The sequence below is a fragment of the Pseudomonas phytophila genome, from assembly GCF_025643095.1.
Classification (GTDB): domain Bacteria; phylum Pseudomonadota; class Gammaproteobacteria; order Pseudomonadales; family Pseudomonadaceae; genus Aquipseudomonas; species Aquipseudomonas quasicaspiana.
Map to the genome: position 1 here is coordinate 370491 of NZ_CP081201.1, position 15423 is coordinate 385913.

Annotated in this window: 17 protein-coding genes; 8 read left to right on the forward strand and 9 right to left on the reverse strand. The window is 57.8% G+C overall.

Going from position 1 to position 15423, the window contains the following annotated elements:
- Positions 1–4: 4 nt before the first annotated feature.
- The 4 genes from ftsY to rpoH all read left to right on the forward strand — a co-directional run bounded on the left by ftsY (position 5) and on the right by rpoH (position 4182).
- A complete protein-coding gene (ftsY, locus tag K3169_RS01680) occupies positions 5–1528 on the forward strand; it encodes a signal recognition particle-docking protein FtsY (RefSeq protein WP_263269712.1) in 1524 nt (507 codons plus the stop codon).
- Positions 1525–2196 carry a cell division ATP-binding protein FtsE gene (gene ftsE / locus K3169_RS01685; RefSeq protein WP_027899698.1) on the forward strand — a complete coding sequence of 224 codons (672 nt, stop codon included), beginning with the start codon at positions 1525–1527 and terminating at the stop codon, positions 2194–2196. The genes ftsY and ftsE overlap by 4 nt, the downstream gene beginning before the upstream one ends.
- A complete protein-coding gene (ftsX, locus tag K3169_RS01690) occupies positions 2193–3218 on the forward strand; it encodes a permease-like cell division protein FtsX (protein WP_122397927.1) in 1026 nt (341 codons plus the stop codon). Before ftsE ends, ftsX begins: the two co-directional genes overlap by 4 nt.
- A 109-nt stretch (positions 3219–3327) precedes the next feature.
- On the forward strand, positions 3328–4182 hold the full coding sequence (rpoH, locus tag K3169_RS01695; protein WP_027899700.1) for an RNA polymerase sigma factor RpoH: 855 nt from the start codon (positions 3328–3330) through the stop codon (positions 4180–4182).
- A 372-nt stretch (positions 4183–4554) separates the two neighbouring features.
- Here rpoH and mtgA read toward each other — a convergent pair whose 3' ends face one another.
- Positions 4555–5265 carry a monofunctional biosynthetic peptidoglycan transglycosylase gene (gene mtgA, locus K3169_RS01700; RefSeq protein WP_099269144.1) on the reverse strand — a complete coding sequence of 237 codons (711 nt, stop codon included), beginning with the start codon at positions 5263–5265 and terminating at the stop codon, positions 4555–4557.
- 80 nt (positions 5266–5345) lie between these two features.
- Between mtgA and K3169_RS01705 the strand changes: the two genes are divergently transcribed.
- The 4 genes from K3169_RS01705 (at position 5346) to trmB (ending at position 7890) form a co-directional block, all read left to right on the forward strand.
- Positions 5346–5723: a DUF423 domain-containing protein gene (locus K3169_RS01705; RefSeq protein ID WP_027899702.1), complete on the forward strand. Its 378-nt coding sequence runs from the start codon at positions 5346–5348 to the stop codon at positions 5721–5723.
- Between the two features lie 220 nt (positions 5724–5943).
- A complete protein-coding gene (gene thiS / locus K3169_RS01710) occupies positions 5944–6144 on the forward strand; it encodes a sulfur carrier protein ThiS (RefSeq protein ID WP_027899703.1) in 201 nt (66 codons plus the stop codon).
- 54 nt (positions 6145–6198) lie between these two features.
- Positions 6199–6993 carry a thiazole synthase gene (locus K3169_RS01715; protein WP_027899704.1) on the forward strand — a complete coding sequence of 265 codons (795 nt, stop codon included), beginning with the start codon at positions 6199–6201 and terminating at the stop codon, positions 6991–6993.
- Positions 6994–7242: 249 nt separating this feature from the next.
- A complete protein-coding gene (gene trmB / locus K3169_RS01720) occupies positions 7243–7890 on the forward strand; it encodes a tRNA (guanosine(46)-N7)-methyltransferase TrmB (RefSeq protein ID WP_218927839.1) in 648 nt (215 codons plus the stop codon).
- 105 nt (positions 7891–7995) lie between these two features.
- Here the strand turns inward: trmB and K3169_RS01725 are convergent, their stop codons facing one another.
- The 8 genes from K3169_RS01725 to K3169_RS01760 all read right to left on the reverse strand — a co-directional run bounded on the left by K3169_RS01725 (position 7996) and on the right by K3169_RS01760 (position 15046).
- Positions 7996–8319 carry a DUF3392 family protein gene (locus tag K3169_RS01725; RefSeq protein WP_027899507.1) on the reverse strand — a complete coding sequence of 108 codons (324 nt, stop codon included), beginning with the start codon at positions 8317–8319 and terminating at the stop codon, positions 7996–7998.
- A 9-nt stretch (positions 8320–8328) separates the two neighbouring features.
- A complete protein-coding gene (gene hemW, locus K3169_RS01730) occupies positions 8329–9543 on the reverse strand; it encodes a radical SAM family heme chaperone HemW (RefSeq protein ID WP_263269718.1) in 1215 nt (404 codons plus the stop codon).
- A complete protein-coding gene (rdgB, locus tag K3169_RS01735; protein ID WP_263269720.1) occupies positions 9540–10136 on the reverse strand; it encodes an RdgB/HAM1 family non-canonical purine NTP pyrophosphatase in 597 nt (198 codons plus the stop codon). The genes hemW and rdgB overlap by 4 nt, the downstream gene beginning before the upstream one ends.
- Positions 10133–10567 (reverse strand): DUF4426 domain-containing protein, encoded by a 435-nt coding sequence (locus tag K3169_RS01740; protein ID WP_027899504.1) that lies wholly within the window; start codon positions 10565–10567, stop codon positions 10133–10135. Before K3169_RS01740 ends, rdgB begins: the two co-directional genes overlap by 4 nt.
- 127 nt (positions 10568–10694) lie before the next feature.
- Positions 10695–11315, reverse strand: a complete 621-nt coding sequence (gene metW / locus K3169_RS01745; RefSeq protein ID WP_027899503.1) for a methionine biosynthesis protein MetW — start codon at positions 11313–11315, stop codon at positions 10695–10697.
- A 7-nt stretch (positions 11316–11322) separates the two neighbouring features.
- A complete protein-coding gene (metX, locus tag K3169_RS01750) occupies positions 11323–12462 on the reverse strand; it encodes a homoserine O-succinyltransferase MetX (protein ID WP_027899502.1) in 1140 nt (379 codons plus the stop codon).
- Positions 12463–12917: 455 nt separating this feature from the next.
- On the reverse strand, positions 12918–14135 hold the full coding sequence (locus tag K3169_RS01755; RefSeq protein ID WP_263269725.1) for an SAM-dependent methyltransferase: 1218 nt from the start codon (positions 14133–14135) through the stop codon (positions 12918–12920).
- 146 nt (positions 14136–14281) lie between these two features.
- Positions 14282–15046 carry a transporter substrate-binding domain-containing protein gene (locus K3169_RS01760; RefSeq protein WP_027899500.1) on the reverse strand — a complete coding sequence of 255 codons (765 nt, stop codon included), beginning with the start codon at positions 15044–15046 and terminating at the stop codon, positions 14282–14284.
- Between the last annotated feature and the right edge of the window lie 377 nt (positions 15047–15423).

Consider the following 15423-nt stretch of genomic DNA (forward strand, 5'->3'; position numbering starts at 1 on the left):
CTCCATGTTTGGTTCCAACGACGACAAGAAGACCCCAGCCCCGGCTGGCGAGAAGAAAGGCCTGTTCGGATGGCTGCGCAAAAAGCCGCAGGAAACCGCTGCCGAACAGCCTCAAGACCTATCCACAGCAACTGCGGAGCCGGTGATTGAATCGACTCCGCTGACGGCTGAGGTGCAGCTTGCTCCGGCATTGACGCCCGAGCCTGCGCACGAAGTCGCTGCTGAACCTGTCGTGGAACAGGTCCAGCCGGGCGAGCCGACGTCAGAGCCTTGGCTGACCTTGCCGGTCGCCGAAGAGCCTGTCGCGCTGGTCAATGAGTACGAGCTGCACGTTACGCCACCGATTGCGCCTGTTGCCGATCCGGTTGAACCGCAGCCTGAGTCGCCTCGTATTGACGTGCCGATTGCCGAGCCGGAATCGACCATCACTCCAGAGCCAGAGCCAGAGCCAGAGCCGGTTGCGATAGAACCCGAGCCGCAACCTGAGCCGGTTGTTCCTCCCGTGGTTGCTGCCATGGCTCCGGCCGCTGCTGCAGCTGTTGCACCCATCATTGAACCCCCGCCAGCGCCTGTTGCTGCTCAGCCAGAAGCGACCAAGGCTGGCTTCTTTGCTCGCCTCAAACAAGGTTTGTCCAAAACCAGCGCCAGCATTGGCGAGGGTATGGCCAGCCTGTTCCTGGGCAAGAAAGCGATCGACGATGATCTGCTGGAAGAGATTGAAACCCGCCTGCTGACCTCCGACGTTGGCGTCGAGGCAACGGGTGTGATCATCCGCAGCCTGACCCAGAAAGTGGCACGCAAGCAGCTCACCGACGCCCAGGCGTTATACGCCTCGCTGCAGGAAGAGTTGGCGGCAATGCTCAAACCGGTTGAGCAACCGTTGGTCATCGACGCGTCGCATAAACCCTTCGTGATTCTGGTCGTCGGCGTCAACGGTGCGGGCAAAACCACGACGATTGGCAAGCTGGCGAAGAAGCTGCAACTGGAAGGCAAGAAAGTCATGCTCGCCGCCGGTGACACGTTCCGCGCCGCTGCCGTCGAGCAACTGCAGGTCTGGGGCGAGCGCAACAAGATTCCGGTCATCGCTCAACATACCGGTGCCGACTCCGCCTCTGTGATCTTCGACGCTGTGCAGGCCGCCAAGGCCCGCGGTATCGACGTGCTGATCGCTGACACCGCCGGTCGTCTACAAACCAAAGACAACCTGATGGAAGAATTGAAGAAGGTGCGCCGGGTCATCGGCAAACTGGACGCCGAAGCACCTCACGAAGTTCTGTTGGTGCTGGACGCCGGTACCGGACAGAACGCGATCAGTCAGGCTAAGCATTTCCACCAGGCGGTGTCCCTGACCGGTTTGGCGTTGACCAAGCTGGACGGTACGGCCAAAGGCGGCGTGATCTTTGCGCTCGCCAAACAGTTTGATCTGCCTATCCGCTATATCGGCGTGGGGGAAGGCATTGATGACCTGCGTACTTTTGAGGCCGAGCCGTTTGTTCAGGCCCTGTTTGCGGAGCGCGAGCGCACATGATTCGTTTCGAACAGGTCGGTAAACGCTATCCGAACGGACACGTCGGCTTGCATGAGCTGAGCTTTCGAGTGCGTCGTGGCGAGTTTCTGTTCGTGACCGGCCACTCCGGCGCGGGCAAAAGCACCTTGCTGCGCCTGCTGCTGGCCATGGAGCGTCCGACCACCGGCAAACTGCTGTTGGCGGGGCAGGATCTTGGTCAGATCAGCAATGCACAGATTCCATTTCTGCGCCGCCAGATCGGCGTGGTGTTCCAGAATCACCAGTTGCTGTTTGATCGTACGGTCTTCAACAACGTCGCGTTGCCGCTGCAGATTCTTGGTTTGTCCAAGCTGGAAGTCACGAAACGCGTGGACTCCGCTTTGGAGCGCGTGGCTCTTTCCGACAAGGCCGAGCTGTACCCCGGCGATCTGTCTACCGGCCAGCAACAACGGGTCGGCATTGCTCGCGCCATTGTGCATCGTCCAGCTTTGCTGCTCGCGGATGAACCCACCGGTAACCTCGATCCACGGCTCGCAGCGGAAATCATGGGTGTATTCGAAGACATTAATCGCCTCGGCACCAGCGTGCTGATTGCCAGTCACGATTTGGCGCTGATCGCCCGTATGCGTCACCGAATGCTCACTCTGCAACGCGGTCGTCTCATCGGTGATGGGGAGGCTGGGGTATGAGTGCCACACGTTCCCCTAAGGTTTCCGAGCGCGTATCGCCGAAAGCCGCCGATCCTGCTCCGAAAAAGTCAAAAAACAGCCATGACGATGACGGCCCGGACTTCGGTACGCTGTTCAACGCCTGGCTGGAAGCGCATCGTTCAAGCTTGATCGACAGCTTGCGTCGCTTGGGCAAGCAACCGATCGGCAGCTTCTTCACTTGTCTGGTGATGGCGATTGCCTTGAGTCTGCCCATGGGCTTGTCGTTGTTGCTCAACAATGTCGAGCGGTTGGGTGGTTCCTGGCAGCGCGCTGCACAAATCTCGATCTACCTGAAGCTGGATGCCAGCGCCAGCGAGGGCGAAAAATTACGTAACGAAATTCGTCTGATGCCAGGCGTCTCCGAGGCTGAATACATCAGCCGGGAACAGGCGTTGGCGGAGTTTCAGCAGCAATCCGGCTTGGGTGAAGCGCTCAAGGAATTGCCGGAAAACCCGCTGCCGGGCGTCGTGCTGGTGACTCCGGATGAGGTGGACAAACCTGCGCTAGAGGCCTTGCGGACTCAACTTGCAGGCATGCCTAACGTCGAGCAGGCGCAACTGGACCTGGTCTGGGTTGAGCGTCTGGCGGCGATTCTAAAGTTGGGCGACCGCTTTGTGTTTGGCCTGACCGTGTTATTGGTGGCGGCATTGCTGCTGGTGATTGGTAACACCATTCGTCTGCACATCGAGAACCGCCGTACCGAAATCGAAGTCATTAAGCTGGTAGGCGGCACCGATAGTTATGTACGGCGTCCCTTCCTTTATATGGGCGCATTGTATGGGCTTGGCGCAGGTTTTCTGTCTTGGGGTGTGTTGGCTTTCGGGCTGGACTGGCTCAACGACGCGGTAATTGGACTGGCCGGATTGTACGGAAGTGATTTTTCTCTGGCTGGCGTTCCAGCGTCCGATGGTCTATCACTCTTGCTTGGAGCGGTGTTGTTAGGGTATATCGGTGCCTGGATTGCAGTAGCACGCCATTTGAGAGAGCTGGCACCTCGGTAAATTTTTCTTCATGTATTGACTTTTTTATACAGGGAACTTGTATAGCGGTTCCCGAGTCAATTTCGCAGTGCTGAACTGCACGAGTCATGTGACGGAGGTAACATTTCGTATGACCACTTCTTTGCAACCTGCGTATGCCTTAGTCCCGGGTGCGAACCTGGAAGCCTATGTGCACACGGTGAACAGCATTCCTTTGCTGACCCCTGAGCAGGAGCGTGAACTGGCTGAGAGTCTCTATTATGAGCAGGATCTGGGGGCGGCTCGGCAGATGGTCCTCGCCCACCTGCGTTTTGTTGTGCACATCGCACGCAGTTATTCCGGTTACGGCCTGGCTCAGTCAGATCTGATTCAGGAAGGTAACGTCGGCCTGATGAAGGCCGTTAAACGCTTCAACCCGGAAATGGGTGTGCGTCTGGTTTCGTTCGCTGTTCACTGGATCAAGGCGGAAATTCACGAGTTCATCCTGCGTAACTGGCGCATCGTGAAAGTCGCGACCACCAAAGCCCAGCGCAAGCTGTTCTTCAACCTGCGTGGCCAGAAGAAACGTTTGGCGTGGCTGAACAATGAAGAAGTTCATCGCGTGGCTGAAAGCCTCGGCGTTGAGCCGCGTGAAGTGCGGGAGATGGAAAGTCGTCTGACCGGTCACGACATGGCGTTCGACCCGGCTGCTGAAGCCGACGACGACAGCGCGTTCCAGTCGCCAGCGAACTATCTGGAAGACCATCGTTACGATCCGGCACGTCAGTTGGAAGATTCCGACTGGACTGACAACTCCACTGCCAATCTGCATCAGGCTTTGGAAGTGCTGGACGACCGCAGCCGTGACATCCTCTATCAGCGCTGGCTGGCTGAAGAGAAAGCGACGCTGCATGACCTGGCGCAGAAGTACAACGTCTCCGCCGAGCGTATTCGCCAGCTTGAGAAAAGCGCGATGAACAAGCTCAAGTTGTCGATAGCCGCGTAAGCGTTCCGTCGATAACAAAACGCCCTGACCGGGAAACCGGTTGGGGCGTTTTTGTTTGTTTGTTTGTTTTGATGCTGATGTCTATCAAAACTGGAATGCATTTCTGTAGGAGCTGCCGAAGGCTGCGAAGCGTTTAAACTGACACACTGCCATCGCAGCCTTCGGCAGCTCCTACAGAATCCAGGGCGCGTCCAGATGGATAACATCCCGGCTTCTTAACGGCCTCGGTAGGAGCGAATTTATTCGCGAGCTGGCGCGAAGCGGCAGCAAAACCTGCTACCCGATACATGTGCAGGAGTCGGGTCGCCAGATTTGCGACTGCTGCGCAGCCGTTCGCGAATGAATTCGCTCCTACCGGTTCGAGTCCGCCTGTCAGAGCTTACGGCTGTTATTCAAACCCAGCAGATAATCGTCCCCACCCAACTGCTGCATCTGGCGACGAATCCAGCTGGCGCGGCCTGCGACATAACTGGTTGGGCGGCTGGCGCTCCATTCGCGGGGGTTGGGAAGCACCGCTGCCAGATAGCTGGCCTGCTGCACCGAAAGGGCGCTGGCATTCACGCCGAAGTGATGCTGCGCTGCCGCTTGAGCGCCGAACACACCGTCATCCCACTCGACACTGTTCAGGTAGACCTCAAGGATCCGCTGCTTGGACCAAAGGATTTCGATCAGCCCGGTAAACCACGCTTCCAGGCCTTTGCGCAGATAGCTGCGGCCCGACCACAGAAACAGGTTCTTGGAGACTTGCTGGCTCAGGGTGCTGGCACCGCGAATAGAGCCGCCCATCTCATTGTGGGCAATGGCAGCCTGAATGGCCTCAACATCAAAGCCCCAATGCTCAGCGAACTTCTGATCTTCGCCCGCGATAACCGCGACCTTCAGGTCATTGGAAATCTTGTCCCATGGCTGCCAGGTGCGCTGCAGATCAATAGGCTTGCCGTCGACCCACGATTCAACCTTGCGCTCAACCATCAGCGCCGTGCCCGGTGGCGGCACGAAGCGGAAGATCAGGACCAGCAACACGCTGCCCGCAGCAAACAGGAGCAGGGCTTTGATAAGACGACGTACTAGTGAACGCAGCATAGAGATGGCTTGGCCGAACCCGTTGAGCGGGCCATTATACAGACCGTGCGCCTTTGGACGATTTTTGAACGGAGTTAGTTATGGTTCGTAGCTTTTTAATGTTGGCAGCGTTCTTCGGTTTTACCGGCGTTGCCCTCGGAGCCTTTGCCGCGCATGCCCTTAAAAACCGCCTGAGCCCTGAGTATCTGGCGATTTTCCATACTGGCGTGCTCTATCAACTGATCCACGCGTTGGCGATTCTGGGCGTGGCGGTGCTTGCCGCTCAGCTTCCGGGCAGGCTCATGACCTGGGCGGGTTTCTCGTTTGCGCTGGGGATTGTGTTGTTTTCGGGCAGCCTGTATCTGCTGACCCTGACCGGCATCAGCAAATTGGGCATCATCACGCCATTTGGTGGGCTGGCGTTTCTGGTGGGCTGGGCGTTGCTGGGCTTGACCGCGTGGCGACTGGGTGGGGTTTGATCTGAATTGCGCAGGGCACCCCTGTGGGAGCGAATTCATTCGCGAAAGCGGTGTGTCAGACAAAGAAATATTGAACGTGCTGCTGTCTTCGCGGATGAATCCGCTCCCACAGGGATAAATACCAGCAGATCGCCCGAGACGAATGGCATGGCTTTACCTTGGTCATACCGGCTGATCGGGCTAGAATGCTCGCCCCCAAAAATGATGGCTGCTCCCGCGCATGCACATTCAGTTGAACGGTGAACCCTTTGAATTGCCCGACGGCGCGACCGTTCTGGCATTGCTGACCCGCCTTGATCTTGTCGGGCGTCGTGTCGCAGTCGAGCTGAACCTGGATATCGTGCCGCGTAGCCAGCATGAGACTACGGCCTTGAACGAAGGCGATCAGGTCGAAGTCGTCCACGCGATTGGCGGCGGCTAGGCTTCGACGTTTCCTGATTCAACTGCAAGACCTCAACTTCCAAGAGGATTTCCAATGAGCAATGTTCGCAGCGACAAGCCGTTTGTTCTGGCCGGTCGGACTTTCGAGTCGCGCCTGCTGGTGGGTACCGGCAAATACGTGGATATGGAGCAGACCCGTCTGGCCATCGAAGCGTCGGGTGCCGAGATCGTCACCGTCGCAGTACGCCGGACAAATCTGGGCCAGAACCCGGGCGAGCCGAACCTGCTGGATGTCCTGCCGCCGGATCGCTATACCATCCTGCCGAACACGGCGGGCTGCTTCGACGCCATTGAGGCGGTGCGCACCTGCCGCTTGGCCCGTGAACTGCTCGACGGCAAGAATCTGGTCAAACTGGAAGTGCTGGCGGATCAGAAAACCCTGTTCCCGAACGTGATCGAAACCCTCAAGGCCGCCGAAGTGCTGGTCAAGGAAGGCTTCGACGTGATGGTTTACACCAGCGATGATCCGATCATTGCGCGTCAACTCGCTGAAATCGGCTGTATCGCGATCATGCCGCTGGCTGGCCTGATCGGTAGCGGGTTGGGTATTTGCAACCCGTACAACCTGCAGATCATCCTGGAAGAAACCAAAGTGCCGGTGCTGGTGGATGCTGGTGTCGGCACTGCTTCCGACGCCACCATCGCCATGGAACTGGGCTGTGAGGCGGTGTTGATGAATTCTGCCATCGCTCACGCTCAGGACCCGATCCTGATGGGCGCAGCCATGAAGCACGCAGTGATTGCCGGTCGTATGGCTTACCTCGCCGGCCGTATGCCCAGAAAACTCTATGCCAGCGCGTCTTCGCCGCTGGATGGGTTGATTCGGTAAGGCAGCCTGATAAAGAACCCCTGTGGGAGCGAGGCTTGCCCGCGATAAGGCTGGACGCGGTTCACCTTGGATCGCGTCGCCCATATCGCGGGCAAGCCTCGCTCCCACATGAGATTGCATTCCAGTCCAGAAAGTTATGTATCGTTTTATAAGAGCCCATTGATGACTGATCCACTCGTTCCAAACCCAGAGCTGCCCGTTGCCGAAGAAGGCGAAGAGCGCCAGCACCGCCGTATCAAGAGTTTCGTGATGCGCGCAGGTCGTATGACTGAAGGCCAACAGCGTGGTCTGGATCAAGGCCGTCCGCTGTATGTGTTGCCGTTGACCGACGCACCGGTAGATTACGATCAGGTGTTCGGTCGTTCTGCGCCGCGCACGCTGGAAATTGGCTTCGGCATGGGGCACTCACTGCTGGAGATGGCTGCTGCTGCGCCGGATCAAGACTTCATTGGTGTTGAAGTGCACTATCCGGGTGTTGGCGCGCTGCTTAACGGTGTACTGACTCAGGGCCTGACCAACGTACGGGTCTACGATTGCGACGCGATTGAAGTGCTCAACCGTTGCATCGCCGATAACAGCCTTGATCGTCTGATGCTGTTTTTCCCGGATCCGTGGCACAAGAGCCGTCACCACAAGCGCCGCATCGTTCAGCCGGCGTTTGCCGAGCTGGTGCGCAGCAAGCTCAAGGTCGGTGGTGTTCTGCACATGGCCACTGACTGGGAACCGTATGCCGAATTCATGCTGGAAGTGATGAATGTCGCGCCGGGTTATCGCAACCAGGCCGAAGACGGCAAATGCGTTCCACGCCCTGCCGAGCGCCCCATTACCAAGTTCGAACGCCGTGGTGAGCGTCTGGGGCATGGGGTTTGGGATTTGAAGTTCGAGAAGGTGGATTAACTGATACCAATCCTCTGTAGGAGCTGCCGAAGGCTGCGAACATAGCGAAAACGCAGCGACCGGTTCCCGGTCTATCGCAGCCTTCGGCAGCTCCTACAGGTTTATTTACTTCCTGTCCGCAACAACCCCGATCAACACCAGCACCACCAGCAACACGGGCGCAAGGCTGTAGTTGTTGAACTGGCTCAGGCCACGAATCACCCACGGTGTGGCATAGATCAGCGCTGCGCCGCTGCCGATGGTGACCAGCAAGGCCATCAACGGGATGCGCAAGGCACCCGCGAAGCTGCTGATGCGTTGTTCGACCCAGCCCTTGAAGTCAGCGCCAAACAACACCAGCAGACAGCCCACCAGGGCGAGGGATATTTCCGAGAGGTTGCTGCGGCTCCAGCGGGAGATGGTGGCGAGCAGGTCGAGTATCAAATCCATGCAGGGTCCTTAGATCAGAAAGTATTGCAGCAGGTCGTTGAGAAACAACTGGCCCTGCGGCGTTGCGACCAATCGGGTCGAATCAGCTTGCAGCAGGCCGCGTTGCTCGGCTTGCTGGCGCGCACTGGCCAGCGAATCGAGGCTTAGACCGGTGCGTTCACGAAATAATGCAGCGTCCACACCATTTGTCAGGCGCAGCGCATTCATCAGGAATTCGAAGGGCAATTCTTCAACACTGAGCAGCTTCTCACCGGCCTTGAATGGCTTGGCCGGATTCAGATAATCCTTGGGCAAGCGGGTTTTCCAGGTGCGCACAATGCGCCCGTCCGGATGGCTGAGCTTGCCATGGGCTCCGGCACCGATGCCGATGAAGTCTCCAAAGCTCCAGTAATTCAGGTTATGCCTCGCCGGTCGGCCGGGTTGCGCATAGGCCGACACTTCGTATTGCGCGTAGCCGTTCTGCGCCAGCAACAACTGGCCTGCCTCCTGAATGTCCCAAAGGATGTCGTCTTCCGGCAGCGTCGGCGGCTGGTTCCAGAACACCGTGTTGGGCTCCAGCGTCAGCTGATACCAGGACAAATGCGTCGGTTTCAGGTCGATGGCTTGTTGCAGGTCGCCCAATGCATCCTCAGGCGACTGATCCGGCAGGCCGTGCATCAAGTCCATGTTGAAGTTATCAAAGCCCGCCTGGCGCGCCATGTCGGCGGCCCGAATGGCTTCATCGCCGTTGTGAATACGCCCCAGTGCCTTGAGTTTGGCTTCCTGGAAGCTCTGGATACCAATGGACAGGCGATTGATGCCCAGCCCGCGATAGGCGCTGAACTTGACCTGCTCGAAGGTGCCGGGATTGGCCTCCAGGGTGATCTCGATGTCACTGGTAAAACGAATGCGTTGCTCGACTCCCTGGAGCAAGCGGCCCAGCGCTTCTGCACTGAACAGACTCGGCGTGCCGCCGCCGAAGAAGATCGAACTGAGTTCGCGCCCATAAACGTAAGGCAGGTCCAGATCCAGATCGGCCAGCAGCGCGTCGATGTACTCCGCTTCCGGCAGCACGGGGCTGGCGGTGTGGGAATTGAAGTCGCAGTACGGGCATTTGCGTACGCACCACGGGATGTGTATGTACAACGACAACGGCGGCAGTTGCGGCAAGGCTGTCCTCGGCTCGGTCGATGAGAAACCGGTTGCGCTGAGGAACAGCGGTTTTGCAGGTGTTTCGTGGGTCATTTCAAGCCCAGACGCGTAAGCAGGATCGCCATGGCCCGGGCGCGGTGGCTGAGCTGGTTCTTCTCGGCGGGACTTAGTTCGGCGCTGGAGCAATCGCGCTCCGGCACCCAGAACAGCGGATCGTAACCGAAGCCGTGCTCGCCGATGGCAGCGGTCAGGATGCGCCCATGCCACAGGCCTTCACAGAGGATCGGCAATGGATCATCGGCATGACGCACCAGCGCCAGTACGCAAACGAACTGCGCGCCGCGTTGCTCTTGAGGGACGTCTTTGAGGGCGTCGAGCAGCTTGGCGTTGTTGGCGGCATCGCCTTGGCCGTCGGCATAGCGCGCGGAGTAGATGCCTGGTGCACCGCCCAGGAAATCCACCGCCAGCCCCGAATCGTCAGCCAGCGCTGGCAAGCCGGAAATCCTCGCCGCGTTGCGAGCCTTGAGAATGGCATTCTCGACGAACGAAAGACCGGTTTCTTCAGGCTCCACGCTGCTGAATTCGCCGATAGAGCGCAGTTGTACGCTGTCGCCGAGCATGGCCTGGAGTTCTTTGAGCTTGCCAGCGTTGTGGCTGGCCAATACGAGCTGCGGGAAAGTCATCATTCGCCTGGATAGAGTTCTTGATTGAAGCTGAAGGAATGGTTGTCCTGATTCCCGGCTTTCACATCAATGTTGAAGGTGTAGGTTCCGGCCTGTTCAAGCGGGAACTGCGCGATGTAGCTGATCCAGCCTTTGTCCGTTACCTGCTTGAAGGTCAGTGGTTCAGGGCGTCCGGTCAGGTCCTTGTAGGTACCTGTCACCACAGACGGCGCTGGCTTGCCCGCCTTGAGCACGGTGATGTTCATTACGTTCAGCTGTTTGCTGCGGATCAAACCGGATGCTTTCGCCACGTCCGCTGACAAAGTGGTTGAAGCAAAAGCATTGTAGTGGACCGTCACGTCTCCGAACGTTTCCTGCCGATTCGGCCTGGCGTAGTCAGCAGCAAATGCCGACAGGCTGAGGGCGCACATCAACATGATTGCCAGGCGATGCATGGTCGTTCTCCTTATCAAACTTGTAGGAGCGCGCTTGCCCGCGATGGCATTCGTTCAGGCGACCAATAGGCCAAGTTTAAAATCGAATCGCGGGCAAGCGCGCTCCTACAGGGTTTGTGCGTAATTTTTAGATCGCGATCTTGTGTTCCTGCAACCCCGGGCTGCTGACCCGGTAGATACCGATCTCACCCAACAGGTTCGGCCATTGTTTGCTGGCCCAGCCATGCCGATGCTGTTGATCCACTGCCAGCCGATCAATGACCTTCGCGTGGCGGCCACGGCACAGCTCTTCGAAGTCTTCGAAGGTGCAGAAGTGGATGTTTGGCGTGTTGTACCAGGTGTAAGGCAGAAAGTCCGACACCGGCATCCGGCCCTTGGTCGCCAAGTACCAGCGGCAGCGCCAGTGACCGAAGTTCGGGAAGGTAATGATGCACTGTCGGCCCACGCGCAGCATTTCGTCCAGGATCTTGTCCGGGTAATGCACCGCTTGCAGCGCCTGGGTCATGACCACGACGTCGAAGCTGTTGCTGGCGAAGTTGCCCAGACCCTTGTCCAGATCCTGTTCGATGACGTTGACGCCCTTGGTGATGCAGCGAGCAATGTTATCGGCGTCGTTTTCAAGGCCGTAGCCGGTGACTTGCTTGTTGTCGCGCAGCCACGCCAGCAGTTCGCCGTCGCCGCAACCAAGGTCGAGCACGCGGCTGCCCGCAGGGATCCATTCTTGGATGATTTCCAGATCGGCTCTCATGGCGTCCTCAAAGTACAATTCGGTTCATGTAGCTGGAGAAGGCCTGCAAGTAGCGCGGGATCGGGATCAGGAACGCATCGTGGCCCTGAGGTGCGTCGATCTCCAGATAGCAGACGTTCTTCTTGGCCGCCATGAGTGCGTCCACCAGTTCCCGGGAGCGGGCAGGCGAGAAGCGCCAGTCGGTGGTGAACGACATGACGCAGAAGTCTGCAGTCACGTTGGCGAAGGTCGCAGCCAGGTTATCGTTGAACGCGCCTGCCGGGTCGAAGTAATCCAGCGCTTTGGTCATCAACAGGTAAGTGTTGGCATCAAAGCGGCCGGAGAACTCTTCACCCTGATAGCGCAGATAGCTTTCAACCTGGAATTCCACACTGTGGAAGTCGTAGTTGAGCTTCTCGCTTTTCAGGCCACGACCAAATTTTTCGCCCATGGAGTCATCGGACAGGTAGGTGATGTGCCCGACCATTCGCGCGAGCATCAAGCCGCGTTTGGGAATGACACCAAACTCCTGAAAGTCGCCGCCATGGAATTCCGGGTCCGAAAGGATGGCCTGACGCGCCACTTCGTTGAAGGCAATGTTCTGCGCCGACAATTTTGGGGCCGAGGCGATCGCCAGGCAGTGACGAACCCGGTCGGGGTAAGTCATGGTCCATTGTAGAGCTTGCATGCCGCCCAGGCTGCCGCCGACTACCGCTGCCCATTGCTGGATGCCCAGCGAGTCAGCGAGCCGCGCCTGGCTGTGTACCCAGTCCTCAACGGTCAGGACCGGGAAGTTGGCGCCGAAAGGTTTTCCGGTTTCCGGGTTGATACTGCTTGGCCCTGTTGAGCCATTGCAGCCGCCCAGATTATTCAGGCTGACGACGAAGAAGCGGTTGGTATCGATAGGCTTGCCGGGACCGATGCAGCTGTCCCACCAACCGGGCTTGCGGTCATCGACGCTGTTATAGCCTGCCGCGTGGTGGTGACCGGAAAGGGCATGGCAGATCAACACGGCATTGCTGCGCGCGGCATTGAGCTGGCCATAGGTTTCATAGATCAGATCGTAGGCAGGCAACGAGCGGCCACAGGCCAGTGCCAGAGGCTCGCTGAAATGTGCCGTTTGCGGCGTGACTAGACCGACAGAATCTTCGGGAAAGACCGTGGACATCGACCCTGCTCTCGCTTAAATGAGGCGTAAGTCTAATGACCACAGGGGGGAGGGGCAACAGAGGAATTCGGTGGGGGCTCAAGGTGGTGCAAAACCCTGTGGGAGCTGAGCTTGCTCGCGATAAAGCTGGGCGCGATTCACTTTAAATCGGCGGTGTCATCATCGCGGGCAAGCCCGGCTTCCACCGGGTCTCGGTCGGCTGCATCATCTGGCGTGGTGGCCTTTTGGGGCCGTTGTACTCAAATTTTTATGCACAAGTGGCAGGCCAAAATAACCAAATGGAATGAAATTTCCGGAAATGTTCTCGTTTGAATACAACTGTATGTTTTTAAAAGATTTTTATGAAGCGAAAAGTCGAACACCTGACCGTTCGGATAAGTAGCCTGCTGAGCAAATGGGACGTCTGTCAATTTTTCATCAACAGAGTTATCCACAGGCTATGCAATTGATAACCGTCAATGCAACTGCGCAATCATCAGCAAATTACGTGGCGTAATGCGGCTCTCGCAGAAGGTCCCTACGTTCACGCTATAGTGATGTTCTTGCAGATAAAGTGCCTTGTCGAGCACCAGCCACAGCTCCAGTGGACGGCGGAACAAGTTGCGCACCAATTCCAGATTTCGCACTTGAGCCAAGCGCTCCCAACCAGCAGCTTCGAGGGTGGACCAATGTTGTTCGCCGACAGCGGGCAAACCCTTGAGCGCTGCCAGGTCGCGGCAATAGTCAGCAAAAGGCTTATCCAGCCAGGCGCTGGGCAGCGACGGCGTAGGCAAGTAATCCTGACTGTTTTGCAGCCGTCGCTGCAGCAAATCAAACGATAGGCGACGAGCCATGGATTGGTCGCGCTGTCGACGGACGCGCGCACCGGCGGTTACCGTTTCGCTCAGAGGCAGGCCGAGATCGTCCCGGGACAGCTTCAGCGCTGACGCCTGTCCCTCACTTGATACCGGTTGGTAGTACTCGGTCTCGATGCGGTTATAGCAGCACGGGGCAATTGCCAATTGATTGCAGCCAACCTGACTGGCCAGCCGCATCAACTGCACGTGTAGATCCCCGCATGCATGCAGGGCGACAGGCGTTTGATGTGCTTGAAGCCGACGCCATGCATCGTCAGCCATTACGTCCTGCTGCACATGGGTGGCGTTTACGTTCAAGCGCGCGCTGAGCTGGTTTCCTGCTTCGACCAGAGCTGGGTCGCGCTCCAGGCAAGTAAGGCCCTGGGTGGGTTCGAGCAGACGCCGTCCCAGATGGCCTTTGCCCGAACACCAGTCCAGCCAGTGGGCCGGTTTGTGTTCGAAGCTCAGGCAACTGGCGAACGCTTCGATCTGCTGCCATTTGCGGCCTGGCACGTCGACACTCATGCGCGGCTCAACAGGGGGAAGCTCAAAGGCGGGCAGCGGGTGTACCTGACTTAGCGCCTGTGCCTCACCTGCCAGCTGTGGAAAGGGGAACGGTGCTGCCAGATGCTCCGGGTGGTTGGGGGCTGCTTCGGCCTGGTCCAGCGAGCGATGGCGTAACCAGTCAGCCAGTTCCGGGTACTGATGCTCCCAAGGCAACTGCAGATGGGTGAAGGGGCGTGGCCGCCACAATCCCTGCCAGGCGAACAGGAAGCTGTCCAAAGCCCGGAATCGACTGCGAAGCTGTTCATCGTGCAAAGCGAGGTCGTTGGCCATGGTCAGCTGTCGGGTTCAAACGCGTAAGAGGGCTGGCTGTGGAAAGCCAGCCCTCTTCATAACAGCGCCCTGATCGGGCGTCTACGCGTAAAGGACGTCTGAGCGCAGAAAAATATTAATACGTAAGTGTTAGCAGGCGCTTTGGATCACAGAATGCTGAACGGGAAATACTTGTCGTTGATCTTCTTGTAGGTGCCGTCTTCGATGATTTCCTTGATCGCCAGATTGAGTCGGGCGCGCAGCGGGTCGTTCAGACGCACGGCAATACCGATCTTGTCATTGTCCAGAACAGGATCGCCTTTGAACTCGAAGCTTGCGCCGGGCTGGCCCTTGAGCCATTCGTAACTGGCGTATTTGTCGGCGAGGACCGCGTCCACGTGTCCTTCGGCAAGATCGGTGAAGGCACTTTCCTGAGTGTCGTAAAGCTTCAGGGTGATATCCATGCCCAGGTTTTCCTGCAGCCAGGACGCCGAAAGCGTCGACGCCTGCGCACCGATGGTCTTGCCCAGCAGCGAATCGCGAATGGAGTCCTTGTCGGTTTTGAGCTCGGTGCCTTTTGGCGCCACAAACTGCAATTTGCTGGAGTAGTACGGCGCGGTGAAGTCCACCTGCTCGGCGCGTTCTTTGGTAATCGACATGGATGAAATCAGGAAATCGAATTTGTTGTCATTGAGCGCCGGGATGATGCCTTCCCATTCGGTGGTGACCACTTCGCACTCGACTTTCATTTTTGCGCACAGTGCGTGTCCGATTTCCACATCAAAGCCCACTGCCTGCCCGCTGGCATCCTTCCCGTTGAACGGTGGATAAGCGCCTTCGACGCCGAATTTCATCTTCTCCACCGCAAAAGCGCTGGTCGTCAGGGCCAGAGTGGCGGCTGCGACCAGCAGGAATTTTTTATACATCTGCATGGGTGTTGCTCCGTTGCAATTGCGGGACTTATTGGGCGGCTGTGAAGACGACTGTTGTTGGACATGAGTTACCGCAAAATGTCGCTGTCGGCCTGAAGCATTTGTTAAGCCATGTATCGGCGAGGTCAGCACTCGCGCATCAATACACGATGTCCTTATGAAACCAGCCCCCTGTGGAAGCGAATTTATTCGCGAAGCGGTCTTTCAGGAAGTGCATCGGCGTCTGACAAAACGCATTCGCGAATGAATTCGCTCCCACATAGACCGCGCTAATCCGTAGGACCGGCTTTAGCCGGGAGGACGTCAGGACATTCGCTAAATATCCTTCGGTAGTAATACCGCCCTCCCGGCTAAAGCCGGTCCTACGGGATTGCAGG